We start from the raw sequence: 26,482 nt of genomic DNA, 5'->3' as shown, positions 1-26,482 counted from the left end.
AAGAACCAAAGGGGGAGCGCAATGAAAAAAGGCAGGATGTTCTACACCATTTTTATTACGATTCTGGTTTTGGGAATAGGTTTGGTGGCAAGCTTTGGTAGCTACATTTATTTTACAACAATCAGCTCTGTTGTAGAAAGAGTCTCCAACACCAAGCAAAGCTACATGATGCAGATCAAAAACAGTCTGGAGCAGAAAATCCAAACGATTGAATATGCCTTTAATACGTATAGTACGACCAGTTCATTTGATGAAGTCGTAAAACATCCCATTACAGAAAAAGATTTTGTAGCGTATCGGAATGTGAATTCGCAACTCAATTATATCGCTACGATGGGATTAGAAGGAACGGAATATTCACTGATTAGCCTAGATCAGAATTGGAAGATCTCCAATGGAAGCCTGTCCTATTTGACGAAAACGGAACGAGAGAAGCTATTTAAAACCTATATCGACCATCAGGATAAGGGGCTGTTCTGGATTAAAACAGACAAGGGAATCCGCTTTGTTAATACCTTGCCTGTATTCTCCAAAAAGAAGCAAGCCATTGCTCTGTCGGATATTTCGGTGCAAACGTTAAATCGTACAATTCAGGCAGAGGATCACATGGCCGTTTTTATTCTGAATAATCAAGGCGATTTAATGTACGAAACGGAGCCCGTTAAACAATTATTATCCACCCAGCAGCTTCAGGACATTTCGGAGGCTACGGCTGCACCCGACAATTCAGGCATGTTGACACTGGAAAAAACCAAGTACCAGCCTGCTCAGCAGGTCATTTATGCCAAGTCTGCTTATAACAACTGGACCTATTTAACGATATTAGATAAAAAGGAGATTTCGAATGCACTTCAAACGACTAAATTTGGAATCATCACGATGGTACTTGTACTCACGCTCTTGATTGTTGTGGTGGCGTATATGGGAGCCGTTTATTTTACAAAACCATTCCAGAAAATTAAACGCAGCCTGCCTAAGAATCCTAATTTTTCGTTCAAAAATGAGCCTTCCCGAAATGAAGTTGACTGGATTATTGATTCGATTGACAGCATTGTAACGGAAAAGGAGAGCCTGGAAAGTCTCATTCAGTCCGAAATGCCACAGCTTGAAACTCAATTGATTCTTAACCTGTTCCGCAGGCGTATTTCAGCAGAGGAACTGGCACGAAAAATGCCACGTTTGGGCTATCCGCAACTGGAGAACCAAATGTATATTACCCTGTTGATTCAACTGGATAATCTGGGAGATCGGGAGCCCTCGGATAAGGACGTTTTACTGCTGGCTATTAACAAAATCGTAGAAGAAACCATTCCAGAGCAGCAGCGAATGCTTCCCATCATTTTGAACGATGACATCCAGGCGACCATTTTAATGTTTACAGGCAAGAATGAACAGGAAATAAACAAGCAAGTGCTGGATGATGCCACCCTTTTGATTCAAACTGTAAAAGAGTATTTGAATGTATCCATCAGTATCGGCATTAGTAAGTCATATGACAATTTGTTAGAGAGCAAGGAAGCCTGTGAGATGAGTAAGCAAGCCTTGCACCATCGTTTAAATTTAGGCAAAGAATCCATTATATTTTATGAAGACATTTCCACAGTCATTTCAGGCCCGGTGCTGCTTCATTATCCGACGGAAATGGAATCGCAGTTGTTTGACGCCATTAGAATAGGAGATGAAGAGCAAGTACGACTTACCGTACATTCCTTATTGACTGAAATAATGACAAAGAACAATCATTCCATGAACTTTGAGGTGCTGTTGGTGCGGTTCGTGAATAACCTCATTCAATTGGAGCAGCTGTTAGGGATTGAAGTGCTGCTGACCCAGAACAATCATGCATTGTACCATCGGCTGCTGGACATACGTAATCCGGAAGAGATCGAGCGTATGCTGGTGGAGCAAGTCATTTCCCCTATGGTAAAAAGTATGAAGGAAAAGACGAACCAGCAATTCCGCTGTCTCTCCGAGAAAATTGCCGCCATGATCAGGGCTGAATATGACCAGGAATTGTCACTGGAGCTTATTGGAGAGCGTCTTCATTACAATCCCAATTATCTAAGCAGTATTTTCAAAAAAGAATACGGTACGACGTTCAGCGAATATCTGATGAACTACCGATTGCAAATGGGTAAAAAGTGGCTCGTTGAAACAAATATGACGATTAAAGAAATCGCCGAACGATTGCAATATCATAATCCGCAGAACTTTATCCGCTCGTTTCGGAAGAAGGAGCAGGTCACGCCCGGAGCATATCGTAAGATGAAGCAAGCGAATTGAGTGAAACATTCACTGACAATCAAGGGGCAGCTTACCCTTTTACCGCCCCTAATAATGCTCCTTTGACAAAGTGTTTTTGCACAAATGGATACACGATTAGCATAGGAACGGTTGCAACCACAATGACCGCCATCTTAATCGTCTGCGCAGGTGGGATGACATCCACAGAGGTTCCTTCTGCCTGCATACCACTGGAAACGATTACAATTTGGCGGAGCAAAACCTGAATAGGCCATTTGGCGGAATCATTAATATAGAGAATGGCATGCATATACGTATTCCAGTAGGCGACCGCGTAGAAAAGTGAAATGGTTGCAATTGAAGGCATCGCTAATGGAAGCATAATTTTAAAGAAAATGCCAAAATCGTTGCACCCATCCATCTTGGCCGATTCCTCCAGATCATCCGGTAGCGCCTGAAAAAAGTTACGCATGATAATCAGGTTAAATGCATTAATCGCCACGGGAAGGATCAAGGACCAGTACGAATTGATAAGCCCCATGCTTTTTACAACCAGGAAAGTTGGAATCATTCCCCCGCTAAACAACATGGAAAACACGACAATGAAATTAATCGTATTTCGTCCAAGCAGATATCTTCGGGATAATCCGTAGGCCATAAAAGCCGTAAAGATCATACTCACCACGGTACCTACGATAGTCACTCCGACCGAAACCCCCAGTCCTCTGAAAATCGTTGGAGTCGACAGGATATACCGATATGCATCCAGGGAAAAAGTGACAGGGAACAAAATGAATTTTTTAGCTACCACTTCTTGGGTTGAAGCAAAAGAGCTGGCGATGATATTCAGAAAAGGCAAGAGACAAGTGAGGGCAATGAGAATTAATAAAGTACTGTTTACGATGGTAAAAATACGACTGCCCAGCGATTCTTTTTTTAGTGATGTTTGCGCCAAGTGTTTGACCTCCTCGTAATCGTTTACATGTAAACTGTACCAAGAGGGCGGAATTCCGTATATAATCAAATCTTGAGGTGTTCTCCTAAGCATGGAAAAAAGAGGATGATCATTAGGTTGTGTAGTAATCATTAGGTAAGGTGAAAAGGCGGAAAGTAGGCTATGTATAAGGTTTTGTAAACGCTATCATTAGATGATTATATGCGTAACGCTTAAAATCACGTACTCTTGAAAACGTATACAGGAACGTTTGAAGGAGGTCGAGCTAATGAAAGTTTCAAGTGTCCCGTCACCAAACATGAAACCGAATATGAAAATGAAAAAGAACAACAGAACGACGGAAAATCTTTTACGAATGCAAAAACATAAGTTGTTGTACCTGATGGTTTTACCCGGGCTAGTGTACTTCATTATTTTTAAGTATTTCCCTATGGGCGGTTTGGTCATTGCGTTTCAAGATTATCAAGCCTTTCTGGGAATCACGGGCAGCCCCTGGGTAGGAATGAAGCATTTCATTCGTTTATTTACCGAGCCCACGTTTTTCATGCTATTACGTAACACCCTGGTTTTGTTTGCGCTCAACATTGTGATCTTCTTTCCATTACCGATCATTTTGGCATTGATGCTGAATGAGGTAAGGAAGCTTGTGTTTAAAAACATCATCCAAACGATTATCTACATCCCGCACTTTATGTCATGGGTTATCATTGTTTCGATTTCTTATGTATTTTTAACCGTAGACGGCGGGGTACTGAATGAAATGATTGCTGCGCTAGGTGGTGAGAAGATCAGCTTCTTAACTTCCCAGGAATGGTTGCGTACCGTTTATATGGGGCAAGTGATCTGGAAGGAACTCGGCTGGTCTACCATCATTTATCTATCGGCGATTACGGTCGTGGATACGCAACTGTATGAGGCGGCAGAAATGGACGGTGCCGGACGTCTCCGAAAAACATGGCATGTTACCTTGCCTGCAATTCGCCCAGTCATTATTACGTTGTTAATTTTAAAAATCGGCAGCACGCTGGATTTGGGCTTTGAGCATATGTATCTGCTATTAAACTCATTAAACCGCGAGGTTGCCGAAATATTTGACACCTACATTTATACAGCAGGCTTAAAGAATGGACAATTGAGTTTTAGTACGACGGTAGGACTTTTTAAAGGTGTGGTGGGATTAATTCTGATCATGGGCTCCAATCGACTGGCCAAGAAATTTGGTGAAGACGGCGTTTACTAATGACGACGGGAAGGATGCGGAATGGTACGGTTTGTAGAAAACATGAACAAATGGTGCATGCGCCTGCTTCGGCTGGCTTACCTTAATTTGCTGTGGACGGTTGCGACGATCCTGGGCTTGGGATTTATAGGCGTGGGCCCTGCAACTGTCGCTATGCTCAGTATTTTAAGGCAATGGATTCGGGGGAATGAGGAAGTTGCCATTTTCCCCACGTTTGTACGTTACTTTAGAGAAAGCTTTAAAGAAGGCGCGATCATTGGAGCCATTTACAGCCTCGTGGGCTACGTGCTCTATGTGGATATCGTCAATGTCTCGTCCTGGTATGTTCGCGTAGTGACGCTTATTGGAGCCTTTTTGTATCTTATCTCGTTGGCGTACATTTTCCCCTTACTGGCTCATTATGATTGGAAAGGAATTAAGCTGAAAATCAGAATGTCTGTGGTGATTGGTTTTTCGTATTTACAATATACACTTGTTCTTTTTGTTGCGATTGTCGCGCTTTTTACATTGATTCTAGGCTTGTACCCAGGAATTCTGACTTTTGCCGGAGCCAGTATTATCGGTTATCTCGTGATGTGGATGACGCATCAGGTATTTAGCAAAATAGAGCGAGAGGTTTTGGTGAAAGAGGAAGATATGGCATGAATATACGATCAGAAAAGGAGCAAACACAATGAAAAAAGGGATATCGATGAAAAAGGGAGTATCGGGTCTTCTTACCGTACTTATGGTCATGAGTGTTTTTTTAGCTGCTTGCGGTAACAAGGGGGCAGAGGATCAAGGCAGCCAAACGTATGATCCAAATTCAAAGCTGGAATTAACCTGGTTAAATGTATTGCACACGGCCTCTCCACCTACAGACACGATTAAGAACAAAATTGAAAAATACACTAATTCCAAGATTACGTTCAACTGGGTTCCTGATGCGTCCAAAGAAGAGAGAATCACTACAGCACTGGCGTCCGGTGAATTGGCGGATATCGTGACTCTTACGATGATGACAAATTCTTCAGTTCGAAGTTCATTGAAATCAGGCCTATTCTGGGATGTAGGTAAGTATCTGGACGATTATGACAATTTAAAAAAGATACCTCCCGAAGTTAGAAATGCAGCTTCCATCGAGGGAGTTCTGTATGGAGTTCCATTCCAGAAAAATTTGGCACGAGCAGGCCTGGTTATTCGTAAGGATTGGCTGGATCGCTTAGGGCTTAAAGTACCTACGACTCTGGATGAGCTTTACGAAGTTGCGAGAGCGTTTACAGAAGATGACCCGGACGGTAATGGCAAAAAGGATACGACAGGCTTTGGCGACAGATCTGATCTGCGCTACAGCAGCTTTAAAACCTTAAGCTCTTATTTTGGCACACCTAATGGCTGGAAAGTAGATGAGAATGGCAAGTTTACGCCGGAATTTGATACACCTCAATATTTGGAGACGTTAAAGTATTCCAATAAATTATATAAGAACGGGTATGTATCCAAGGATTTCGCCGTAACTGCTAAAACTGATCAGCAGCAGCAATTTGCTCAAGGGAAAACCGGAATTTATACGGGCATGGTGGATATCACCAACTTGAGAAATCTGTCACAAGGTTTGCAAAAGGGGCTTGAGCTGGTGCCTGTAAACAAAATCTCCAATGGAGACGGTAAATATCACATTTGGTCCGAAGGCAGCGGAGTCGGTGGTTTGCTGGCATTTCCTAAATCCGAGGTGAAGTCGGAAGCTGAGTTGAAGAGACTACTTCAATTCGTCAATGATTTGATTGATGAAGAAGTATTTATGGACATGACAGGTGGTATTAAGGGAACTCATTATGACATTGATAATGAAGGAGCTTTCAGAATTATTAACACCGATTTGTGGCAAGCAGATGTACAGCCATTTGCAAGTTCCAGACCGAGCGAAGTGACGTATACGTTAAAAGATGCCAACCCTGAAAAGGAACTAGCCAATCAATTAATCAAGGAAAATAACGACTTTGCTGTTTTGGATCCAACCGTTCCTCTGGATTCTGTAACTGCCAATGAAAAAGGAACCGAACTCGAAAAAATTATAACCGATGCTACGTTCAAATTTATTATGGGTGAGACCGATGAAGCCGGATTCAAAGCAGCCGTAGAGAACTGGAAAAATTCCGGTGGATCACAGATTATTACTGAATACGAAGAAGCGTATAAGAAATCGAAAAAATAAGGATATAGATATAGGTTGAACATCAGTGTACATGAAGTGCCACTACGCAGGCGGATGGTGCTTACCATCGCTGACGCTTGTTCAGCACCATTCCGCCTACTCCGTTTTCCAGTGTATTTTTAAGTTCAGCCTATACATCATTTTCGTATCCACAAAAAATGAAGACAGGAGAGAACGAGATGCAAGTGTATAACATTGTAGATTATGGAGCACCTCAGGATGGTACGACGTTGGCAACAGGGGCGATTGCGGCTGCAATCGAAGCGGCTAGCAATGCCGGGGGAGGAACGGTTTTTGTTCCCTCGGGTACGTATCTGACAGGCGCTATTTTTCTGAAAAGTAACATTGAGCTGCATGTAAGCCCCGGTGCAATTCTCTCCTTCAGCACGGATTTGGTTGATTATCCAGTAGTAGAATCCAGGTGGGAAGGCGTCCAGCGAGAAGTACATGCGTCGTGTATTTATGGGAAGAACCTGGAGAATATTTCAGTTACAGGCAGTGGAACGTTGGAAGGAAATGGTCAACCGTGGTGGGAAAAGCATCGGAATCATCCCGAGGAGTTACAGCACCCGAGACCCAAATTAATCAGCTTTGACCGTTGTCAGCGGGTCACCATTAAAGATATCATGTTGAAAAATTCCCCCAGTTGGACTGTAAACCCTATCGCTTGCTATAACGTTACGATTGACAATGTGTCCATTCTTAACCCGGCGGATTCCCCCAATACGGATGGCATTAATCCCGAATCCTGCTCCAATGTTCGTATTAGTAACTGCAATATTGATGTGGGCGATGATTGTATTGCGATCAAAGCAGGAACCGAAGATACACAGGAGCGGATTCCTTGTGAAAATATAACGATTAGCAACTGTACGATGGTGCATGGACATGGCGCTGTTGTACTGGGAAGCGAGATGAGTGGAGATATCCGTAATGTCACGATCAGCAATTGTGTGTTCAAGCAAACGGATCGGGGCATCCGCCTGAAATCAAGACGGGGACGCGGGGGGATCGTCGAAGATATTCGCGTTAGCAATATTGTGATGGAAGATGTGATTTGTCCATTTATTCTGAATCTCTATTATTTCTGCGGACCTCGGGGCAAAGACAAATATGTCTGGGACAAAAATCCCTATCCAATTACCGATGAAACACCTTGCTTTAGACGGATTCATTTTTCCGATATCACGGCACGACAGGTTCATGCGGCTGCTGGATTCTTATACGGACTTGCAGAACAATATATTGCTGAAATTACATTTTCCAATATTGATATTTCTATGGCGAAAAATGCGATTCCTGGCCGTCCTGCCATGATGACAGGGATTGAAGATATGAACAACCGTGGTTTTTATTTAGGCAATGTGAGAGATATCCGTTTTCAACAGGTGACGATTGAGAATCATGAAGGTCCTGCTTTTTATATTGAAAATGGGGAAGGCGTTGAGGTCAACCGTTGTCATTCGAAAAATACAAACCAGCCTGAAAAGCTGATCGAACAAGTGACGATACAACCTTCTGAACAAAATGTTTTTAATTGAGGATTTTGCAAATTCCTGATTTAAGAGGGGCATGGAAGGAGGGAGAACATGGATAAGCTGCAAGCATTATTGGGAGATCTTCCAGCAGATCGACCCGTTACAGCCACCCTGCTAAAGCAAGAGGAACAAGAGGGATACCAACTGGAATCTATTCTGCTGGACATCAACGGAATCGAGCTTGTGCCAGCTTATATAGCCACACCATTACAAGGAAACGGTCCGTTTCCATTGGTCATTTTCAACCATTCGCATGGAGGCAATTATACCCATGGACGTAAGGAATTTATCCATAGCAGCTCTTACTTGCAGCAGCCCTCGTTTGCTAAAACCCTGACAGACATGGGCTATTGCGCTTGTTGTATTGACATGTGGGGCTTTAATGAACGCGGGGGTAAAACCGAGAGCGAGCTGGTCAAGGAAATGCTCTGGCAGGGCCAGGTGCTGTGGGGCATGATGCTGTACGATAACCGTCGTTTGGTGGACTATATGTGCCAGCGAGAGAATGTTGATGCTTCCCGCATCGCAACGATTGGGATGTCGATGGGAGGACTGATGGCGTGGTGGCTGGCAGGGTTAGATGAGCGAATACAGGTCACCATTGATATTTGCGGACAGGTAGATGCCCATACGCTGATCACCAAAAGGGGACTGGATCACCATGGCTTCTATTCCTATGTCCCCGGCTTGCTAAAGCATTTTACCACGCTGGATATTCAAAAGCGGATTGTTCCCCGTCCACGAATGAGCATAACAGGCCAAAATGACCGAATGTGTCCAATTGAGGGGGTCGAGCATTTGGCAAAGGGACTGCTGGAAGCTTATCAGGAAGCAGGTCACCCTGAGCATTGGCAGCCTGTGATCGCAGGTGGCGGGCATATGGAGACCCTGGAAATGCGAACGGCGTGGCAGTCATTTTTAGCAGAACATCTGTAATTCCAATGAAAGGATTGGGGCAACCATGCTGGTAGGGAAAGAATCCTTTTGTGATTTTCATACGATTCAGGAGGCGATTGCTGTATTGGAGCAGTCGCCTTCTAACGAAATGGAAACGCTGTATATTTTATCGGGTACCTACGAGGAAGAGGTGCGAATTTACCGTTCGTATCTTCATATCATAGGCATCGGACAGGTAGACATTCGAATGCACCGATATGCCAGGGAGCGGGATGAGGCAGGGGAGGAAATAGGGACCTTTGCGACTCCCACTTTATTTTTAGGCGGTAGCCATCTGATGTTGGAAAATCTCATGATTTCCAACACGGCGGGACAGGGGGAAGCCATTGGGCAGGCTGTTGCTGTATATGCTCACTGTGATAAAACGGTTTTTAGAAACTGCACCTTTCGCGGGCATCAGGATACGTTATTTACTGGTCCCTTGCCTCCGGCACCGAAAGAACGGCTAAAGTTTGGCGGCATCCATTTGAAAGAACATCATGCCCACTATCGCCAGCTTTATCAGCAATGTTATATCGAGGGAACGGTAGACTTCATTTTTGGCGGGGCCACTGCTTATTTTGAACATTGCGAAATTCGCAGTTTACGCCATCATGAGAACCAAACGAGCTACATTACAGCCGCCTCCACTCCCCAGGGACAAGCGTATGGCTATGTATTCAATCATTGCTGCTTAACCGCAGAGCCTGATATTACCCCGGTATTTTTGGGGCGTCCGTGGCGTGAGTATGCCAAGACCGTATTTGTGGATTGTAAAATGGGTGAACATATTGATCCACGGGGTTGGGACAATTGGGACGATGCTGCAAATGAGAAAACGGTTTGCTATCAGGAGTATGGTGTATCCGATGTTACCTCGTTGCGTAGGCAGCGTGTTCCGTGGGCGGGTTGTTTTGAAGGACGAGCAGAAGCGTGGAGCAAGGAGCAGGTTTTTGAGGGAGACACTTTTTGGAAGCAAGGAGGAGTCATTTCTCATGATGATCCAAAATCCCATATTAAAAGGCTTTAATCCCGATCCGTGTATTGTACGAGTCGAGGATACTTACTATATTGTCGTGTCATCGTTTGAGTGGCTGCCGGGAGTACGGGTGTATCAGTCCAAGGATTTGGCCTATTGGGAGCACTGTACGGATATTTTGACCGATCAGGTTGATTTAAAAGGAAACCCGAAAAATTGCAGCATTTGGGCGCCTCAGCTGAGCTACGCGGATAACCTTTTTTATCTGCTCTATACGGATGTGAAGAGCACCAGACGTCCGTTTAAGGACGTTCATAATTTTGTGATGACGGCACCTGCGATCCATGGACCGTGGTCGGACCCGGTATATCTCAACAGCAGTGGATTCGATCCGTCTTTATTTCACGACGAGGATGGACGTAAATGGCTATTGAATGCATTGTGGGATTACCGCATGGTGGACAGCAATAAGTCTTCAGGCATTGTTATGCAGGAATACGATAGCGGGCAGCAGCGACTGATTGGCGAGCCTGTGAAAATTTTTGATTGCACACCTTTGAAAAAAACAGAGGCCCCTCATATCTACAAGCAAAACGGATATTACTATCTTATTACAGCGGAAGGTGGAACGGGTACGGGACATGCGGTAACCGTAGCCCGTTCGAAGCAGCTATCCGGGCCTTATGAAGTAGATCCGCATAACCCGATGCTTACATCACGAGATCGTCCTGAACTCCCTTTACAATGTGCAGGACATGGCAGTCTTGTACAGACGCCAGATGGCGATTGGTATATGGCTCATTTATGTACTCGTCCATTGGAAGGAAAGTATGCCATTTTAGGGCGAGAAACGGCCTTGCAGCACGTGTACTGGAATGATGAAGGCTGGTTGCGATTAACCGGCGGAGGCAATACGCCGCAATTAGAAGTGCCTGCACCGATCGGAACCACTTTCTCGGCAGGGCAGAAGCACAGCTTTATATTCGAAGACTTTTTCGAAGGGCCAGTTTTAAATAAAACATGGAATACATTGCGTATACTGGCGGATGATCGTTGGTGCTCACTGAGCCAGCGTCCGGGCTATCTTCGAATTCTGGCTGGAGAATCCATTCAAAGTCTGTTTCAGCATCATGTGCTTGCCATCCGGCAAACCGATCATCATTTTCGGGTAGAAACGGCGTTGGAATATCAACCTACAAGCTATTTGCAAATGGCGGGGCTCCTGCTGTATCTAAATGATGAAAATTACCTGTATGCCTATGTCAGCTATGAAGAGGGACAAGGGAAAGTGCTGCGCATGATGAGATGTGAAGCAGATACATTCACATTAGTCCCTCAGTCGATTGCGCTTCAGAAGGATATTCCTATACATTTGGCCGTAGAAGTCCATGCAATCCAAGGACATTTTTATTACCATCTTGGAAATGAGCCTACCTGGACTCCGCTTTTTGAAAAGCAAAACATCAGCTTTTTATCAGGTGGATTTACAGGGAATTTTGTAGGGATTGCCGCCCATGACATGCAACAATTTCAAGGCAGCTACGCCGATTTTAGCCATTTTCTGTATCACGGACAAGATCATCTATCTTCTTAAAATACCTTTCTTTCGTTAGGAGTATTTATCAAGGTATTTTCTTCAAGCCCTTGTTCTTAGCAGGGGCTTTTTGCAATTTTTCATTAACCTGAAGTAAATTGGATTATTTTGGACGAGTCCAGTTATAATGTAATCAATATGTATAGTAAAATCATCGGAATAAGCGAAGAGGGGTAACAATACATGAATCCTGTTTTACATCATTACATTGCTGAACTTGAATTTTCAGGGGAACTATTTTTGGACATAGAGAAGCTTTTTAACAAACATAACGCAGAAGCTACGTGGATTCATTGCACAAGGGTAGCCCATGAATCCAAGGCACTGGCTCTACAATTCCATGCTGATCCTTTCATAGCTGAACGGGCGGGGTGGTTGCACGATATAGGCACGATCATTCCTAATGAAGATAAAGTAGCTGTTGCACGTGCTTTACATATCCCCATTATTGAAGAAGAATTAGCATTTCCGTATATTCTGCACCAAAAGCTGTCCAGAGAGATGACTATTCAGATTTTTGGACTAACGGATTCGATGCTGCTGAATGCGATTGAATGTCACACGACGCTGTGGAAATCCATGAGTCTGATGGATAAAATTTTATTTATAGGAGACAAATTGTCATGGGATCAGGCACACGCTGCGCCTTTTGTACAAGAGATAAGGAAGAATGTGAACGATCATTTGTTGGATGAAGCGATTATGATTTATTTAAACCATGTGTGGAGCAATAAAGAAAAGATGAAGGTTGTACATCCTTGGTTATTAGAAGCCAGACAGTCTTTATTAAAGGCTCTTTTCTGAAATATTGTTGCTGACTCACAATGAACTGGCAATCTGTGTGGACAAGAATCTGTGAAGAAAAACAATGGTGTAGGAAACTTGTAACAAGTGAATTTTATGACAACAGCAACATTAGGCATAAAAAAACCAGTTGATTAAGAGCAACTGGTTCAATAAAGGTTTTATATTGGATATTCATTCAACCAAATCAATGCTTGTTCATAATTATCAAAAAATTTTACGGATTCTTTTGTATTGGATTGTTGTAAATAATTCATTATCTCCCCTTCTTCAAGGAGGAACGCAATTGCCTTGCTGTGATTCAAAATGGTTTCATTGAAGAACTTATCTTTCCATGCTTTTTGAACAGAAAAATGATCTGGCGTGTATCCTTTTCTATCCACCAACAATTTGTATTTCCGACCCTCGGAAATGAATTGCTGACAAGCTTGCTCGAAGCCATTAAACCATTCATTAACATCATCTGTTTTAATCTTGCCAATTAGATGGGTAACAATTAAATCTCCTGAAACTGTTGTGCTGATATTAGGTTTACTCAACTTGGAACCATCTCCCTTAGTTACAATTATGCGTAAAAACCTCACAAAATCAATAAGGATAAAATTCTTACGTAATAAAGCAACATTATTTACGAAAAGAGCCTTATTAAAAGAGCTCGAAGGGGCATGGATGGATATATTCGAGTAAGCCCAGCGCCTTCCGGGGAGCTTTTTCTATGGACTTGAAGCTGTACCTGTTCACCTTTTCACATTATAACCTCGCAAAATCTCTAAAAATACGGTGTTCGCTTTCGTTTCAAATACGGCAGAAGGGGTCAGAAAAGAGAATTTCCGAACGACTGGGAAACCGCTTATATTCAACATTTTTAAAGTGCCCAAGGTGAGTTCCTTTTGAATCGTCCACTGTGACAGCAAAGAAATGCCCAAGCCTGCTTCTACAGACTCTTTAATAATCTGGGTGCTGCCAAAATCCATAATATGAGCAGGGGTAAACTGAAATCGTGTAAACATCTTTTCCGCCGCTTCCCGGGTTCCAGAGCCTTCTTCGCGCAGGATCCATATGTCCTCTTGTAGCTCACTTAAACCTACTTGAGATTTACCAGCCAAACGATGATGATGTGGAACGACGATATACATTTCATCTTCTGCAAACGGTTCAATATACAAATGGTCATGCTGAAATTCTCCTTCAATAATCCCCACATCCAGTTGATTACGAATCACCAATCTTTCAATTTCCTGAGTGTTGCCGATGCTAATGGAGGGCTGAATGAGCGGATATTGACTTCTCATTTGCGCAATCACATGCGGCAGTACATACTCTCCGTATGTGTAGCTTGCGCCAATGGATAGATTGCCTTTTGCCGTATTCATCAACTCGTCCACCAAATACTGCATTCGGGTGTGGAGGCGGATGATGTCCTTGGCATGATGATACACAATTTCACCGGCTTTGGTTAGACGCACATATTTATTACTTCGCTCCAAAAGCCGTGTTCCCACGGTACGCTCCAGCGTTTGAATGTATTGACTGACGGCGGGCTGTGTCATGTGTAGCTCTTCGGCTGTTCTTGTGAAGTTTTGTTTTTCTGCGACCATAACAAATACGATTAAAGATTGATCCAAAGCCGACTCCTCCATTTTCATCATACCTATTTACTTATGGATACCATTATAATGATTTATTTTTCTTATGACAAAATACGCATTAAGCTTTATGAAGACAGAATTGGAGGTATTCACCATGAGCAGTCACATAAAGCGCATGAAATGTTCACTACGTTCCGGTTTACCACCAAAGCGTTTCCCACACTCTAACCGAAATCGCTTTATCCAACGTATCTTAGGCATTGTACTGACCATGATATTTGCCTTCGTCGGGTATGGTCTGAACGAAATACCTGGATTTCATTATGTAGGCCCTTTGGCTTGCGCCATGTTTCTCGCTGTCTTATACCGACAGCTATGGGGATATCCCGAAGCTTTACGCTCAGGGATTGAGTTTTCGGCTAAAAAATTGCTGCGAGGGGCTATCGTATTATACGGACTAAAGCTCAATATGGATGTTGTTATTCATCATGGTATGGGCTTGCTCCTGCGTGATGTGGGTACCGTCGTATTTTCCATCCTGTTTACGATGTGGCTGGCCAAGCTCTTTAAGGCTGACGCTTCGCTCTCGCTTCTTCTCGGTATTGGGACAGGTGTTTGCGGTGCGGCTGCGATTGCTGCTGTTTCTCCCCTGTTGAAATCCAAGGATGAGGATACGGCTATAGGAGTAGGGCTCATTGCTTTGGTCGGAACCGTATTTGCCATTTTATTTACTGTCCTTCGATCGTGGCTTCCTTTGACGGATATGCAATATGGAATATGGTCAGGCATCAGCCTGCATGAAATTGCACATGTGGCCTTAGCTGCCGAACCTGCCGGACAGGATGCTCTCGCGCTTGGCTTACTAGCCAAGCTGGGCCGTGTCTTTTTACTAATACCGCTTAGCTTTATGATCATGTACTGGATGAAGCGAACCGGAAAGATCCGCTCGGATGCGAAAATGGAGTTCCCCTGGTTTCTCATTGGATTTGTCATCACAAGTTTGATCGGTAGCTATGTTTTGGGAAAATATATTGTAGCTCCTTCTAGTCTGATGAACGGATTTTCTCACATCACCACATTTATGCTGACGATGGCCATGGTAGGCATGGGGCTGAATGTGAGCTTTAAGACCTTGCGGGAGAAAGCGGTGCTTCCCTTACTGGTGCTGTCCATCACCTCGATCATTCTTGCAAGCTTAACATTTTTAACTATGTGAATAAGGATACAAAAAAGAAGTCTCTGCTCGCTATGTAGCTGGTAGAGACTTTTTAGTGCTATAAATGATAAACTTAAGATATGTGATGACTTATTCGTAACTTTTTACATATGATTGGCGTCTATCAAAATGGCAGGTACTGAGGATACTAGATTGCACGATTTTCATCAGTGAAAATTTATAGAATGGTAGGGTACATAATGAAGAAAATTTATTTTTTGGCTTTTTTATTTCTGTTTTTATGGGTATTTCCAGGGGAAACTCACGCTACGTCTTCAAGCTCACATATTGAGCTGGATGGTAAAGATTTAAGTACTGCGAAGGGAATTCAGATTCAGGAAATAAAGGGTAGTGTGTTGGTCCCACTTCGTCTCATTGTGGAGGAATTAGGTTATAAGGTCAATTGGGACTCCAAGACAAGTACGGTAACGATCCAGGATCGAGATCATAACCTCAGCCTTCAGGTAAATAACCCCATAGCATCTGTCGATGGTATTCAAATGGGGTTGACGGTAGCTCCATTGCTTAAAGGCGGAACCACTTATGTTCCGCTTCGCTTTGTATCTGAACAGACAGGTCTTGATGTGGCATGGAGCAGCAAGCTAAAAACGGTGTTTCTGACTTCCCCGCCTGTCTCAAGTGGAAGTAGTGCTCCTTTGAATCAGGATTCAGAAGCAACACTGGAGTCAACATCTACTGAGCCTGTTACATCTGCTATAGCTCCTGATACCATTGTCCCTGAGCCTGTCATCTCTTCTGACGGACATGCTCAAGGGATCGATGTCTCTCACTATAATGGCAATATAGATTGGCAGCAGGTTGCGGCCGCAGGCAAGACATTTGCTTTCATCAAGGCTACTGAGGGGACAACATATCAAGATAATCAATTTCTAGCAAATGTTCAGGGAGCGAGGGATGCCAACATACTGGTCGGTGCTTATCACTTTTTGAACGCTACAACTGCGGATGGTGCTCGTCAGGAAGCTGCTAATTTTGCCAGGGCTATAGAATCAGCAGGCGGCAGTCTGGATCTGCCGCCAGTGATGGATTATGAAAATAATCCAAAAGGTCTTACTCCTGCGCAAATTAGTGAAGTGGCTCATGCATTTTTGGATGAAACGGAGAAGCTTACCGGACGTCTGCCAATCGTATACACGGGCAATGTCTTTGCTTCCAAGTTTGATCCTACACTTTCTGTGTATAAATTGTGGGTAGCCAGATACAGCACCACTCAAAAACCGACTGCAGTTCCAGCCTGGGATAACTGGTGGGCATGGCAGTACAGTAGCACAGGCAGTGTTCAGGGTATCCGTGGTAATGTGGATTTGAATGAGTTCAATGGAACAATAGATGAACTCCGTTCTTCGCTGGCGGGAGATATTGAATAGTAGAAGCTTGTAACTATAGTAAATCCTCGCGAATCCAGTATAGGATCGGCGAGGATTTTGGCGTCTGATTGTTTAAATACTTAGGTGGGCATAATCCATACGATTTCGCAGATCCGGACAAAGAATTTCTTTCCATACACATCTAAAATGACATGATCGGGTTTACAATCCACTACACAACCGTCAATTCTGCCACGAGTGGTCTCCAGTACAACATATTTGCCAATGACCGATTTTAATGTTTCTACCACATACGGGTCCACAGGGGTCACCATGATGTGATGAGGGGTATGCTGGTGATGGGGAAAAGGTTGGTTCATACTGTAATTAAGCGCTTGATTTGGATTCAATTGCTTCACTCCTTCAGGGGATTATTTGTGATATCTTATGCTCCTGCCCAGAAAGGGTGTAGGCGGATGCCCAATCAACGTAAAGATTCACATCATTGCCGATAAGCCCGGTCCATAGGAAGCCTCAATACATAAGCTATGATGTACCTTGAATTGAAGGAGGAACTTATCCATGAGTGAATGTGAAAGAGGTTGTGGCGGTGGATACCCAGGCGGAGTTTGGACATCAACAGGGGCTATCTTGGTACTGTTCATTCTGCTGGTCATCATCACCAAGTCGTTATGGATCTAATTTGAAATGAGTGTATTAAATCCCTCACCGGAGCATAGCTGGTGGGGGATTTAAGCGTTTTAAGGGATTCAAGAGACTTGTTTGGATTGTAAAACACCCCAAATAGCAGCAACCACTCCCTGACGGATGATTGTCGGGGGTGGTTGCTGTCATAAGATGTGTCATCGTTTGGTAGACAGGGCTTGACGTGGAGCAGCTAATTAAATTAAAGCAATTGCCAGCAGGGTGAACAGGCTCAAGGTTAAGAGCTGATTACCATATCCATAGCCAGGATAAAAAGCAGACGTTTGAACACGCCCGTTTGATTCCCTTTTTAAGTACACGTTATTGCGATCCACCTTCACGATGGTTCCTTCGTGCTGCTGTCCGTCCATGGTCAAAACACGTACCCGTCTGTTCATACAGCCCAAGCAGTTGTAATAAGCGTCCATTCAATCACCCCCTCTTGTACATTCGCATTTTATGAGACGAATGATGTAACGGTAACGGCTAATATACAGGGAGAGGGCATTCCCGCAGGATTAGGTCCATTCATGATAAGGATTAAAGGCGAAGCCGGGATATCCGTTTGTAGGGGCATAGTTTCTTTCCGTGGCGACCTGTTGGTATGGGGGAGCATCGGCAAGTCTCACATGTATTCCCGGCTTTTTAGCTGGCTGGTGCTTGCAGTCATTAGGCGGACCGATGATTACAGGCTTTTTGATAGGAGCGAGCGCTTCCTGAATTTTATTCTCATTCAGGCAGTAGGTATGAGCGAGAATATTGCTTGGCGTTAATCGCAAGATGTCGGAGCCGAGGATGAATTCAGGGATGGGAGCATTAAAAATCGCTATCAAATGAGTATGATCCATTGTGGCGACCTCGTAGTGCCACCATCCCTGGGGAACATTAGCGACCTGACCAGGTGTGAGCGGGAAATGGTGCAACTCGCGGGTAAAAGGGTTCATTAGTGACACGGTCACTGCTCCAGAGAGGCAGTATACCAGTTCTGCTGCATTTTGGTGGTAATGAGGCTCTATGACGTTAGCTGTGCTGAGGTAAATATCCAGCAGCGATATATTCGCCAACGTATTTAGTTGCTGGATCGAAAGCTCGTTGATGTAGTTTTGAGCATCCTTTTGAAATAGAACATTGTCTTTTACATCATAAGTAAATTGTGCGGAGGGAGAGGTGTAATCCATATATGAATCCACGTGTGGTTCCTGCCTTTCTGTTATTCAAAATTTGATGATCGTACAGCTACCCTATGCATTCGCCCAAAGTTGTGTGCAAGGAATAGGGCACGAGTCAGTCCGTTAAGGCTAGCGTTTATTTGTATACACAGTCTTAGGACCTGAGCCGGATGATACGTAAATGCGGCTTGTGGTATACTGCAACGGACGTGTGAGTGCATCCTTGTCCGATTCCGAATGTAGCAACGCGTCATTTCCGCAGCCAGGCATAAGCTATAGCCCAAGAAACATTCATCGGATAAACGTCCCTGAGTTGTACAGGCCGGTAAGGTTGTACCGGACAGAACAAGAAAGAGGAGGTTGTCTGGAATATGAAAAAATGTTCTACGTTGATCCTGTCCTGCGCATGTATGCTGGGCATTGTGCTGCCAGTTGAGCCAGCACAAGCACAATCATCAACGCTGTCGAAAGGTACTCAGAGTGAGCAGGTGCTGGAGCTTCAGCAGCAGCTTCACTCGCTTGGTTATTTTAAAGCCGGTTTTACTGGGTATTATGGCTCTTTGACCAGTAAAGCGGTTGCCCGTTTCCAACGGGACTACGGTCTTACGCCCGACGGTGTAGCCGGAGCGGCAACGCAAGCCAAGCTGGATTCCTTTGGGGAGGTGCGTTTAACCGCCCTGGACCAGCTGGCTCGGATTATTTATGCTGAGGCACGCGGGGAATCTTTTCAAGGGCAGGTAGCCGTGGGGGCGGTCGTATTAAACCGTGTGCAGTCCAATGAATTTCCAAGCTCGATTCCGGACGTTATTTTGCAGCCAGGCCAGTTCACCGCTGTACAGGATGGTCAATACCGCCTGAAACCGAACAAGACCGCGTATCGTGCGGCGAGACAGGCTCTTAATGGTGCAGATCCGACGAACGGGTCCCTGTTTTATTACAATCCGGCCATTGCTACAGCCAAGTGGAGCAAGAGCCGTCCGGCTGTCATTTCACTCGGCCGCCATACGTTTACAAATTAATTCAACGTAAGAACACTTGTTAGCCGTCAGTTGCTCTCTGTAGCCAGGAGCAGTGGCGGCTTTTTTGCATATTCACAAATTTGTAATATATGAGTGTCGATTTATCTGTTTTAATATTAAAATTTCTACATATTTTTCCGATATTCTTAATAGTAAAAAATCTGAATTCAAAGGAGTCTTACTGAAATGAGTCAAAGTCCTTACAGCATCGAAGTGGATCAAACCATTAAAACGGTACATATGGCGGTGAACGGTGTGTTTAGCCCGACTGAGTATGATAACTTTGTCAAGGAGTATGTATCCAAGACATCCTCCATTCAGGCTTCCAGCTTTACACTCAAAGTAGACTGCACCCAAATGGCACTGCTGGGCCCGGAAGAAGTAGAAAAACTAAAAGGTTCTTTTGTACGGTATAAAGAGACCGGTTTTGCCAAAGTGATTTTTGTGATCAGCCTTCAACAAACGATTATTAAAATGCAACTTGGTCGTGTTGCACGTGAAGCAGGATTAAACAACGTAGATATCGTCGTACAATAATGTTTCTGAAGCGGTGATAAACAGCGAGATGATGTGTAGGGGGGAACCTGCTGATGAGCCATATTAGAATAAAGGCATTGGGTGTGTATCATCCGCCTCATTCGGTGGATAACGAATATTATATTCGTCATTTTGACGAACAGGGCAAAGATATTCGGCGCTTCATGGAACATATGGGCAGGAAAAAGCGTTACATTATTGATCACCCGGACGAGAATGGCTTGACGATGGGGATCGCGGCTGCCAAGAAAGCGCTGGATCAAGCTCAAATGACAGGCCGTGATGTGGACATGATCGTGTTTTCCACCCAAGTCCCAGAGTCGCTGTTTCCAATGAATGCCTTGTTTATTCATCAAGCGATTGAGGCCAGGCATGACGTGGTTGTCATGGATTCTAACGCGAATTGTGCAGGCATGACGGTGGCTGTTGATCAAGCTAGTCGAGCGATGCTGGCCAATCCCGATGTGCGCACGGCGCTTATTATCGGTTCGGATTATAACTCGCTCATTTCCGGCCCCGAGGATGAAATTACGTATGCTAACTATGGAGATGCTGCGTGTGCGGCTATTTTGGAGCGTACAGAAGAGGATACCGGCTTTATAGATTCCATGTATTTTACCGACCCGGTCAATATAGATAAAATTTTGTATCCGGCTCAGGGATTAGCGGCAACACTGCAAAGGAATGCACCCGGAAAATATATTCAGTGGCTCCCGTTCGATGCCAATATGGCATTGCCCCCCACATTTGATCTGCTCAAGAGAATTTTGAAGAAGAACGGACTGGCGCCTCAGGATGTACGGGCTTATTGCCTGTCCCAGTTTTCATTGGCGAATGTGCTGAAAATACAGGCTCATTTGGAGCTGGAGGACGCCCAAATGATCTATGTGGGTGACCGTTATGGTTATACGGGCACCAGTAGCCCGTTCATTGCCTTGTATGAAGGCATTGAATCCGGTCACATCCGGCGCGGTGATTATGTGCTGTTCTGGACAATTGGAGCTGGATATCAGTTGGTTGCTATGCTGTATAAATATTAAGAAATATGAAAAAGACCTTGCGGCCGCAGGGTCTTTTTGTACATAATACCCATTCAAATGTAATGAGAGATTATTTTTCGCAGGCAACACCGTCATGATCACGGTCGAGTGCTGAGCGGTAGCCGGGATCACCTTTGTAGAGAGGTGCCTTACCTGCCTTTTTAACAGCTGTACAGTTTTTGTAATAGACGGAGCTTTGCGTAGCTGATTTATGGGATTTTTTTGATTTTTTGGCCTCCACGGTGGGGGCGAATTGAAAAGAAACGCTGAATACTAGAGCCGATGCCAGTGCGATGGAGACGATTTTGGATTGTTTGTTCATCCTTACACTTCCTTTCTGTTCATGACTATAGTCCCGGTCCTTTATACAAATTTGTAGGGGATTAGACTGGTTATAGTCTATCAGAATCAGGAATATTTTTCTATAAAAAAGGATGAGTGGATAGTTTATAACTATTTATTTGTATTTTGTCCGATTGTTTTGTAAAGTTTATACATTGAATTCCTGAGGGGGCTTAATATTGCTGACGTTTAATATCATAATAGCTAGAGCGAAAATGGGACAACATAAAACAGGAGATGGAGTGTCATGACAATCGAAAATTTATTTTACGGGGATCGGATTAAACTATCCGCAGTCAGGGAAGGAGATGCCGAAACGATGTTCAAATGGGGAGAGGACGCGGAGTATCTGCGAAATGTGGATACGGATCTGGCACTTCCTTATACGCTGAAGCAAATGGAATCGGAAGGTTCACCCAGTTCGAGCGAAGTCTATTTCCGGTTGAGAACGTTAGAGGATGATGTCCTGATCGGATTTGTGGCCATTCACGGGATTGAGTGGAATAATCGGATCGGCCAGTTGGCGGTTGGCATTGGCAATGGGGACTACCGTGGGAAGGGCTACGGGACCGAAGCGGTGCGTCTCATTCTTCGTTATGCTTTTTACGAATTAAATTTGAATCGGGTCGGTCTGGATGTTATTGAGTACAATGAACAGGCTATTCGGACCTACGAAAAGGTGGGTTTCCAGCTTGAGGGCAGAGTTCGTTCGGCTGTTCTTCGTGATGGCAACAGTTATGACCGTATTATGATGGGGATGCTGTATTCCGAATGGAATGAAAGCGCTAAAGTTTGAGAGTTGCACAATTTGTTCATAAAATATTCCATAAACAGTCTTTTAACAGGGTCAAAAGAGGTCTATAGTTAAATTGTCACATACTGAGATACATCGTGTTTTCGGTATGAGTCAAAGCTAAGGAGGAATTTACATGACAAACGTTGTAAGGTCCGTCACTTCACCTAAGAAATTTATTTCTGGCCAGAATCTGCTCTCGTCGTTAAATGACTACATTAAAGATTATGGCGATAGAGCCTTTATTATTTGTGATGAGTTTATACTCGAAAAGGCGCAAAAGGAGGCTGGCGCTTCTATTGAAGCGGCTGGCAATCAGGCCATTTTCGAGAAATTCCAATATGAATGTACTAAAGAAGAAATTGAGCGTAACCGGGAATTGGTGCGCAAGCATGGCTCTAACATCATTATAGGGATCGGCGGCGGTAAAACGCTGGATACCGCTAAGGCAACGGCTTATTATGAAAAGCTGCCTGTCGTTATTTTCCCGACGATTGCTTCTACGGATGCCCCTTGTACTGCCCTCGCGGTTATCTACAAGAAAGACGGCTCCTTTGATGAATATTTGTTCCTGCCAACCAATCCCGACGTTGTACTGGCGGATACGGGCATTTTGGCAGCGGCGCCTGCACGTTTCTTTGCAGCCGGGATCGGCGATGCGCTGGCTACTTATTTTGAAGCGCGGGCTTGTTATCAGTCCAACGGGGACAACCTGGTACTGAACAAGCCTTCCACCACAGGGCTGGGACTGGCCCGTCTCTGTTATGATACGTTGCTGGAAAATGCCGTGAAGGCCAAGCTTGCGGTGGATCGTAAAGTGTATACTCGCGCGGTGGAGGATACCATTGAAGCGACAATTTATCTGAGTGGTGTTGGTGCGGAATCAGGTGGTTTGGCAGCAGCTCATGCGATTCATAATGGCATGACGGCTGTTCCTTCACTGCATAAAGCACAGCATGGCGAGAAGGTCACATTCGGTTTGCTAACTCAGCTGGTGCTGGAAAATGCACCGAAAGAGGAACTGGAAACGGTCATCAAACTGGTTAAGGACGTAGGTCTTCCATTGACGCTTCGTGATCTGGGTGTAGAGGAGTTTGTCGAGGCTGAATGGCGTCAAGTAGCCGAAGCTGCCTGTGCATCGAATGACACGATGGTCAATATGCCGTTTCTGGTCAGTCCTGCTGACGTGTACAACGCCATCATTGCGGCGAATGCGATTGCAGAATCCTATCAGGGATAGTTTTTTCCCTAAAGACTTAAAATATCTTTTGCAAAAACGGGTCTGTCATATTACTGGCAGGCCCGTTTGGTTTAAACGCGGACTTATATCATATCTGATTCTGACCGATATACATGTAACAGATGAAATTAGGAATGGTTACAGCAGGAGGAGATTTGATGTTGGTACATGGTAAAACACGAAGAGGCAGTTTGTACATCCATATGTCCAGCGGTTTTCACAAAATTGGTGATTATCGGGAAGAATACTCTGTAGCGCCGGGAGATCGACTGATGTCGAGACTGACCAAGCGGATCTATACCATTGTATCTGTGCATCTCGGTGAAGAGGCGTACGCCGATATTGATCTGGAAGAAGTGATTAGAAATAGTTAAAGCGCTTGGCTTGGTTAGACCTAAAAAAGCTTCAATTCCACTCATAGAGCGAAGTTGAAGCTTTTTTGTTATTTCAGCGCAGGGCCTCGTTGAGAAGGTTCCGTGTGATAATATTATTCTGATTCATAAATGTTCTGATCGTTGATTGCGAATTGGTTGCGGATAGCTCCTTTCCCCATGTCATGGCATAGACCCAGTCGGGCTGGTTTTTTAACACATTGGCGTTCGGTAGGATATTACTTTCCCCAATTCCGATTGGCTTGCCTTGTGCAAGCTTGAGCAGTCCTGTGTAATAGGAGTATTTGTAATCATTGTTATAAATATCAGCTGCGAGAATATCCACTCTGCTTATACCTGGAAAGGTTCGACTGTATGGTGTGCTGTATGCGTTCGGTGCATTCGGACTCCATACCCATAACAGATTATTCAGATGGTGAACATTAACGAATCGGTCATACATCACATTCCAGAGCTGGGCGTAATTTTGTTTGTTTCCCCACCAGAACCAGTTGCCGTTCATTTCATGATAGGGTCTCCACAAAACAGGCACATCTGCGTCCCGCAACGTTTTGAGGGAAAGTGCGACCTCATCAATATCGGCAATCAGCTGTCGATATTGCGGGGTACCCGGCGTGATGTAGTGATTAAATTCAGCCTGACTAAGCTTGGTTTGCACGTTTTTCCACGTTTTGGGTTTACCTGGTAACGCTTGATGAAAGGTAATAGCTACAATTCCGCCGGACTGGCTCCACTGAATAGCACTGTCCACAACACGCTGACGTTGCTCTTGTAAGGCTGCGTGGGACTGATTGGCTAATCCTCCAAACTCATAGCCATGGAGTCCTGCATATTGTCCGCTGATTTGTTGCAGCTTGTTATTTTGTTCATCCGGTGCCTCCAAGTAGTCATGCTGTCCGGAGATTAGCGTACCCTCTGGTACATTGGAAAGGTAGGCAAGTAGTTGCCTGGCTTTGGCAGAGGCCTGGGAATTAACAGGTGGAGCGGCATCAGCTATAATGAACGATTGCTGAGAGACACTGAATAGTAAAACAAGTAGCAGCAGTAGCACCTTTTGTATCCAAAAGCGTATTGAGTGAGATTTCATGGCGCTCCTCCTTTGATGACATCATGATGAAATTACATTTTTTCTTTGCGTTTTCTCAGTTGGATACATGCGCTAATGAGGATCACTAGCAAACAGAAGTAGACCAACCAGTTCGGTCCCTGTGAATACATCGAGTCATTTACCAGAAGTAAGACGAAAATCAACGCAAGCAAACCCATGATAAGAACCATTTTGGTTTGCGCTGGACGGCGGCTACGTTTGGAAATCCAGTGTATGATGCCCAGAACGATGGCTGCCTGGAGTAAAAATATACCCGTTAACATTAAAGTAGCTATAAAGATTGGGGACATTGGTATCCTCCTCCTAAATTACAGTGAGATTATGCAGGTTGTAACCGGATGGGGATTCATGGATGTGAATTCAATACAGGTGGTAAGTCGTTGTACTTTCGTTACAATCATAATGAAGTTGACTAAATTATACCATAACTACCGTCCTGCAATAAAAGGTGTCAAAATACCTACTCTGCCTTGATTCACCATCATATGCTATATTCAGTGAAATATTGACACATAGTTGTACACTTCATAAATATGCAGGTGCAGTGGGAAATATACAGTAAGCATGAGTATAAAATCAACGCGAAATCAGCGGAAAAGTTTGGTATCATTAAGGTGGTATTGATAAGGAGGTCATTTACATGAATGAAGATAACCGACCATTTTCTAGCCCTGTAGATGCTGAAGGAGCCAAAGCGAATTTTGATGTCAACCAGCGGAAGCTTCACTCTGAGGGAGCCTCTGGTTTATGGCGTCAGGTCAGCAATCTGCTTATTCTGGTTGGCGTGATTGCGTTGATTATTATTTTAGGTCGAGTGCTCTAAGGATGGCATTTAAGAAATAAAGTCGAGAAGATTAGCAGAAAAGGGATGTGGAATGGTGTTAAAGGCATCGTTACTTTTTATTTTGGCTGGCATAGCCGAAATTGGGGGAGGGTATCTGATCTGGCAGTGGCTGCGTGAAGGGAAGACATGGTATGTCGGACTTTGCGGCGGGGTGATTTTGGCTGTCTACGGAGTCATTGCAACTTTTCAGGTTTTCTCCTCTTTTGGGCGTGTGTATGCAGCATACGGAGGTGTCTTTATTGTCCTTTCCATTGCATGGGGATGGTGGATTGATAAAAAGACACCTGATTTGTACGATATCGTAGGTGGATTGATTTGTTTGGTCGGAATAGCAGTAATACTTTTTCCCCGGACTGGATGATAGGACAAAAAGCCCTTTTTTATTTTTTTTGGAAAACATGACTATTGATCTACATAAATGAGCTTCATATTCCGAAATAGAACTTAAGGAGGGGGTTCTATGAACTGGAATCAAATGAAGCTTAGATTGAAATTTGGCCATGCTGTACCGAAGAGTGAAGGGAATTTCTCAGTGGGCATCGTGTGGGGAATCCTGATTAGTATTGTGCTTTGGGTTTCGATTATTGGCTGGTTTATGCTTATTTTCAAGTGATCACTAGAAATCACCGTTTATAAGGTGGCTTGGTTCAATGTTGTTGTTTGAGTAACCCATGCC

28 protein-coding genes and 1 pseudogene are annotated in these 26,482 nt (G+C 44.2%); 20 read left to right on the top strand and 9 right to left on the bottom strand.

The features are described 5' to 3' along the window. The first annotated feature begins 21 nt into the window (after positions 1-21). On the top strand, positions 22-2,283 hold the full coding sequence (locus NST83_RS15765; RefSeq protein ID WP_342414864.1) for a helix-turn-helix transcriptional regulator: 2,262 nt from the start codon (positions 22-24) through the stop codon (positions 2,281-2,283). 31 nt (positions 2,284-2,314) lie between these two features. Here the strand turns inward: NST83_RS15765 and NST83_RS15760 are convergent, their stop codons facing one another. Next, the gene (locus NST83_RS15760) at positions 2,315-3,199 is read right to left on the bottom strand and encodes a carbohydrate ABC transporter permease (RefSeq protein WP_137063748.1); all 885 of its coding nucleotides are present in this window, start codon (positions 3,197-3,199) and stop codon (positions 2,315-2,317) included. Positions 3,200-3,467: 268 nt separating this feature from the next. Here NST83_RS15760 and NST83_RS15755 point away from each other — a divergent pair, with 268 nt between their 5' ends. The 8 genes from NST83_RS15755 (at position 3,468) to yqeK (ending at position 12,484) form a co-directional block, all read left to right on the top strand. Next, positions 3,468-4,439, top strand: a complete 972-nt coding sequence (locus NST83_RS15755; RefSeq protein WP_137063747.1) for a sugar ABC transporter permease — start codon at positions 3,468-3,470, stop codon at positions 4,437-4,439. Between the two features lie 21 nt (positions 4,440-4,460). Next, a complete protein-coding gene (locus NST83_RS15750; RefSeq protein ID WP_342414863.1) occupies positions 4,461-5,084 on the top strand; it encodes a DUF624 domain-containing protein in 624 nt (207 codons plus the stop codon). A gap of 28 nt (positions 5,085-5,112) precedes the next feature. After that, complete coding sequence (locus NST83_RS15745; protein ID WP_342414862.1) at positions 5,113-6,633, top strand: extracellular solute-binding protein; 1,521 nt, start codon at positions 5,113-5,115, stop codon at positions 6,631-6,633. 179 nt (positions 6,634-6,812) lie between these two features. Continuing rightward, complete coding sequence (locus NST83_RS15740; RefSeq protein WP_342414861.1) at positions 6,813-8,174, top strand: glycoside hydrolase family 28 protein; 1,362 nt, start codon at positions 6,813-6,815, stop codon at positions 8,172-8,174. Between the two features lie 48 nt (positions 8,175-8,222). Then, positions 8,223-9,107, top strand: a complete 885-nt coding sequence (locus tag NST83_RS15735; RefSeq protein ID WP_342414860.1) for a prolyl oligopeptidase family serine peptidase — start codon at positions 8,223-8,225, stop codon at positions 9,105-9,107. Between the two features lie 25 nt (positions 9,108-9,132). Continuing rightward, a complete protein-coding gene (locus NST83_RS15730) occupies positions 9,133-10,137 on the top strand; it encodes a pectinesterase family protein (RefSeq protein WP_342414859.1) in 1,005 nt (334 codons plus the stop codon). Then, positions 10,103-11,680, top strand: coding sequence for a glycoside hydrolase family 43 protein (locus NST83_RS15725; protein ID WP_342414858.1), 1,578 nt, complete (start codon positions 10,103-10,105; stop codon positions 11,678-11,680). Before NST83_RS15730 ends, NST83_RS15725 begins: the two co-directional genes overlap by 35 nt. 183 nt (positions 11,681-11,863) lie before the next feature. Next, positions 11,864-12,484, top strand: coding sequence for a bis(5'-nucleosyl)-tetraphosphatase (symmetrical) YqeK (yqeK, locus tag NST83_RS15720; RefSeq protein WP_342414857.1), 621 nt, complete (start codon positions 11,864-11,866; stop codon positions 12,482-12,484). A 161-nt stretch (positions 12,485-12,645) separates the two neighbouring features. Here yqeK and NST83_RS15715 read toward each other — a convergent pair whose 3' ends face one another. Both NST83_RS15715 and NST83_RS15710 read right to left on the bottom strand, forming a co-directional pair. Beyond that, the gene (locus NST83_RS15715; protein ID WP_342417969.1) at positions 12,646-13,155 is read right to left on the bottom strand and encodes an STAS/SEC14 domain-containing protein; all 510 of its coding nucleotides are present in this window, start codon (positions 13,153-13,155) and stop codon (positions 12,646-12,648) included. Between the two features lie 66 nt (positions 13,156-13,221). Beyond that, entirely contained in the window at positions 13,222-14,109 is an 888-nt protein-coding gene (locus NST83_RS15710) for a LysR family transcriptional regulator (RefSeq protein WP_342414856.1), read from the bottom strand. A gap of 118 nt (positions 14,110-14,227) precedes the next feature. Here NST83_RS15710 and NST83_RS15705 point away from each other — a divergent pair, with 118 nt between their 5' ends. Further along, positions 14,228-15,289, top strand: coding sequence for a putative sulfate exporter family transporter (locus tag NST83_RS15705; RefSeq protein WP_342414855.1), 1,062 nt, complete (start codon positions 14,228-14,230; stop codon positions 15,287-15,289). 200 nt (positions 15,290-15,489) lie between these two features. After that, positions 15,490-16,677, top strand: coding sequence for a GH25 family lysozyme (locus tag NST83_RS15700; RefSeq protein ID WP_342414854.1), 1,188 nt, complete (start codon positions 15,490-15,492; stop codon positions 16,675-16,677). A gap of 80 nt (positions 16,678-16,757) precedes the next feature. Here the strand turns inward: NST83_RS15700 and NST83_RS15695 are convergent, their stop codons facing one another. From NST83_RS15695 to NST83_RS15685, 3 genes are all read right to left on the bottom strand, one after another. Next, entirely contained in the window at positions 16,758-17,027 is a 270-nt protein-coding gene (locus tag NST83_RS15695) for a YuzF family protein (RefSeq protein WP_137063731.1), read from the bottom strand. A 492-nt stretch (positions 17,028-17,519) separates the two neighbouring features. Then, positions 17,520-17,750 carry a hypothetical protein gene (locus NST83_RS15690; RefSeq protein WP_137063729.1) on the bottom strand — a complete coding sequence of 77 codons (231 nt, stop codon included), beginning with the start codon at positions 17,748-17,750 and terminating at the stop codon, positions 17,520-17,522. Between the two features lie 90 nt (positions 17,751-17,840). Continuing rightward, complete coding sequence (locus NST83_RS15685; RefSeq protein ID WP_342414853.1) at positions 17,841-18,512, bottom strand: cupin domain-containing protein; 672 nt, start codon at positions 18,510-18,512, stop codon at positions 17,841-17,843. 350 nt (positions 18,513-18,862) lie between these two features. Between NST83_RS15685 and NST83_RS15680 the strand changes: the two genes are divergently transcribed. From NST83_RS15680 to NST83_RS15670, 3 genes are all read left to right on the top strand, one after another. After that, positions 18,863-19,510, top strand: coding sequence for a cell wall hydrolase (locus tag NST83_RS15680; RefSeq protein WP_342414852.1), 648 nt, complete (start codon positions 18,863-18,865; stop codon positions 19,508-19,510). Positions 19,511-19,696: 186 nt separating this feature from the next. Then, on the top strand, positions 19,697-20,047 hold the full coding sequence (locus NST83_RS15675) for a hypothetical protein (RefSeq protein ID WP_342414851.1): 351 nt from the start codon (positions 19,697-19,699) through the stop codon (positions 20,045-20,047). Positions 20,048-20,100: 53 nt separating this feature from the next. Continuing rightward, positions 20,101-21,087, top strand: coding sequence for a ketoacyl-ACP synthase III (locus tag NST83_RS15670; protein WP_342414850.1), 987 nt, complete (start codon positions 20,101-20,103; stop codon positions 21,085-21,087). Positions 21,088-21,157: 70 nt separating this feature from the next. Here NST83_RS15670 and NST83_RS15665 read toward each other — a convergent pair. After that, a pseudogene (locus NST83_RS15665) lies at positions 21,158-21,325 on the bottom strand (excalibur calcium-binding domain-containing protein); the annotation flags it as partial. A 351-nt stretch (positions 21,326-21,676) separates the two neighbouring features. On the opposite strand from NST83_RS15665, the gene NST83_RS15660 reads away from it, so the two are divergent. The 3 genes from NST83_RS15660 to NST83_RS15650 all read left to right on the top strand — a co-directional run bounded on the left by NST83_RS15660 (position 21,677) and on the right by NST83_RS15650 (position 23,836). Beyond that, positions 21,677-22,225, top strand: coding sequence for a GNAT family protein (locus NST83_RS15660; protein ID WP_342414849.1), 549 nt, complete (start codon positions 21,677-21,679; stop codon positions 22,223-22,225). A gap of 133 nt (positions 22,226-22,358) precedes the next feature. Next, the gene (locus NST83_RS15655; protein ID WP_342414848.1) at positions 22,359-23,462 is read left to right on the top strand and encodes a glycerol dehydrogenase; all 1,104 of its coding nucleotides are present in this window, start codon (positions 22,359-22,361) and stop codon (positions 23,460-23,462) included. Positions 23,463-23,620: 158 nt separating this feature from the next. Beyond that, the gene (locus NST83_RS15650) at positions 23,621-23,836 is read left to right on the top strand and encodes a hypothetical protein (RefSeq protein WP_025685324.1); all 216 of its coding nucleotides are present in this window, start codon (positions 23,621-23,623) and stop codon (positions 23,834-23,836) included. 73 nt (positions 23,837-23,909) lie between these two features. Here the strand turns inward: NST83_RS15650 and NST83_RS15645 are convergent, their stop codons facing one another. Then, positions 23,910-24,941: a glycosyl hydrolase gene (locus NST83_RS15645; RefSeq protein WP_342414847.1), complete on the bottom strand. Its 1,032-nt coding sequence runs from the start codon at positions 24,939-24,941 to the stop codon at positions 23,910-23,912. A 32-nt stretch (positions 24,942-24,973) separates the two neighbouring features. Beyond that, the gene (locus tag NST83_RS15640; protein WP_342414846.1) at positions 24,974-25,252 is read right to left on the bottom strand and encodes a hypothetical protein; all 279 of its coding nucleotides are present in this window, start codon (positions 25,250-25,252) and stop codon (positions 24,974-24,976) included. 350 nt (positions 25,253-25,602) lie between these two features. On the opposite strand from NST83_RS15640, the gene NST83_RS15635 reads away from it, so the two are divergent. The 3 genes from NST83_RS15635 to NST83_RS15625 all read left to right on the top strand — a co-directional run bounded on the left by NST83_RS15635 (position 25,603) and on the right by NST83_RS15625 (position 26,419). Further along, entirely contained in the window at positions 25,603-25,785 is a 183-nt protein-coding gene (locus NST83_RS15635) for a hypothetical protein (RefSeq protein ID WP_342414845.1), read from the top strand. 55 nt (positions 25,786-25,840) lie between these two features. Next, positions 25,841-26,167, top strand: a complete 327-nt coding sequence (locus NST83_RS15630; protein ID WP_342417968.1) for a YnfA family protein — start codon at positions 25,841-25,843, stop codon at positions 26,165-26,167. A gap of 99 nt (positions 26,168-26,266) precedes the next feature. Beyond that, on the top strand, positions 26,267-26,419 hold the full coding sequence (locus tag NST83_RS15625; RefSeq protein WP_162833923.1) for a hypothetical protein: 153 nt from the start codon (positions 26,267-26,269) through the stop codon (positions 26,417-26,419). The last annotated feature ends 63 nt before the right edge of the window (positions 26,420-26,482 follow it).

Source organism: Paenibacillus sp. FSL R10-2782, from assembly GCF_038592985.1.
Classification (GTDB): Bacteria; Bacillota; Bacilli; order Paenibacillales; family Paenibacillaceae; genus Paenibacillus; species Paenibacillus terrae_C.
Note: the sequence above shows the minus strand (reverse complement) of the source record. Positions and strands in the feature narration are given on the sequence as shown.

Coding starts and splice junctions, on each gene's coding strand:
- NST83_RS15765 (WP_342414864.1), top strand. CDS start 22: ATGAAAAAAGGCAGGATGTTCTACACCATTTTTATTACGATTCTGGTT.
- NST83_RS15755 (WP_137063747.1), top strand. CDS start 3,468: ATGAAAGTTTCAAGTGTCCCGTCACCAAACATGAAACCGAATATGAAA.
- NST83_RS15750 (WP_342414863.1), top strand. CDS start 4,461: ATGGTACGGTTTGTAGAAAACATGAACAAATGGTGCATGCGCCTGCTT.
- NST83_RS15745 (WP_342414862.1), top strand. CDS start 5,113: ATGAAAAAAGGGATATCGATGAAAAAGGGAGTATCGGGTCTTCTTACC.
- NST83_RS15740 (WP_342414861.1), top strand. CDS start 6,813: ATGCAAGTGTATAACATTGTAGATTATGGAGCACCTCAGGATGGTACG.
- NST83_RS15735 (WP_342414860.1), top strand. CDS start 8,223: ATGGATAAGCTGCAAGCATTATTGGGAGATCTTCCAGCAGATCGACCC.
- NST83_RS15730 (WP_342414859.1), top strand. CDS start 9,133: ATGCTGGTAGGGAAAGAATCCTTTTGTGATTTTCATACGATTCAGGAG.
- NST83_RS15725 (WP_342414858.1), top strand. CDS start 10,103: ATGATGATCCAAAATCCCATATTAAAAGGCTTTAATCCCGATCCGTGT.
- yqeK (WP_342414857.1), top strand. CDS start 11,864: ATGAATCCTGTTTTACATCATTACATTGCTGAACTTGAATTTTCAGGG.
- NST83_RS15705 (WP_342414855.1), top strand. CDS start 14,228: ATGAGCAGTCACATAAAGCGCATGAAATGTTCACTACGTTCCGGTTTA.
- NST83_RS15700 (WP_342414854.1), top strand. CDS start 15,490: ATGAAGAAAATTTATTTTTTGGCTTTTTTATTTCTGTTTTTATGGGTA.
- NST83_RS15690 (WP_137063729.1), bottom strand. CDS start 17,750: ATGGACGCTTATTACAACTGCTTGGGCTGTATGAACAGACGGGTACGT.
- NST83_RS15680 (WP_342414852.1), top strand. CDS start 18,863: ATGAAAAAATGTTCTACGTTGATCCTGTCCTGCGCATGTATGCTGGGC.
- NST83_RS15675 (WP_342414851.1), top strand. CDS start 19,697: ATGAGTCAAAGTCCTTACAGCATCGAAGTGGATCAAACCATTAAAACG.
- NST83_RS15670 (WP_342414850.1), top strand. CDS start 20,101: ATGAGCCATATTAGAATAAAGGCATTGGGTGTGTATCATCCGCCTCAT.
- NST83_RS15660 (WP_342414849.1), top strand. CDS start 21,677: ATGACAATCGAAAATTTATTTTACGGGGATCGGATTAAACTATCCGCA.
- NST83_RS15655 (WP_342414848.1), top strand. CDS start 22,359: ATGACAAACGTTGTAAGGTCCGTCACTTCACCTAAGAAATTTATTTCT.
- NST83_RS15650 (WP_025685324.1), top strand. CDS start 23,621: ATGTTGGTACATGGTAAAACACGAAGAGGCAGTTTGTACATCCATATG.
- NST83_RS15645 (WP_342414847.1), bottom strand. CDS start 24,941: ATGAAATCTCACTCAATACGCTTTTGGATACAAAAGGTGCTACTGCTG.
- NST83_RS15640 (WP_342414846.1), bottom strand. CDS start 25,252: ATGTCCCCAATCTTTATAGCTACTTTAATGTTAACGGGTATATTTTTA.
- NST83_RS15635 (WP_342414845.1), top strand. CDS start 25,603: ATGAATGAAGATAACCGACCATTTTCTAGCCCTGTAGATGCTGAAGGA.
- NST83_RS15625 (WP_162833923.1), top strand. CDS start 26,267: ATGAACTGGAATCAAATGAAGCTTAGATTGAAATTTGGCCATGCTGTA.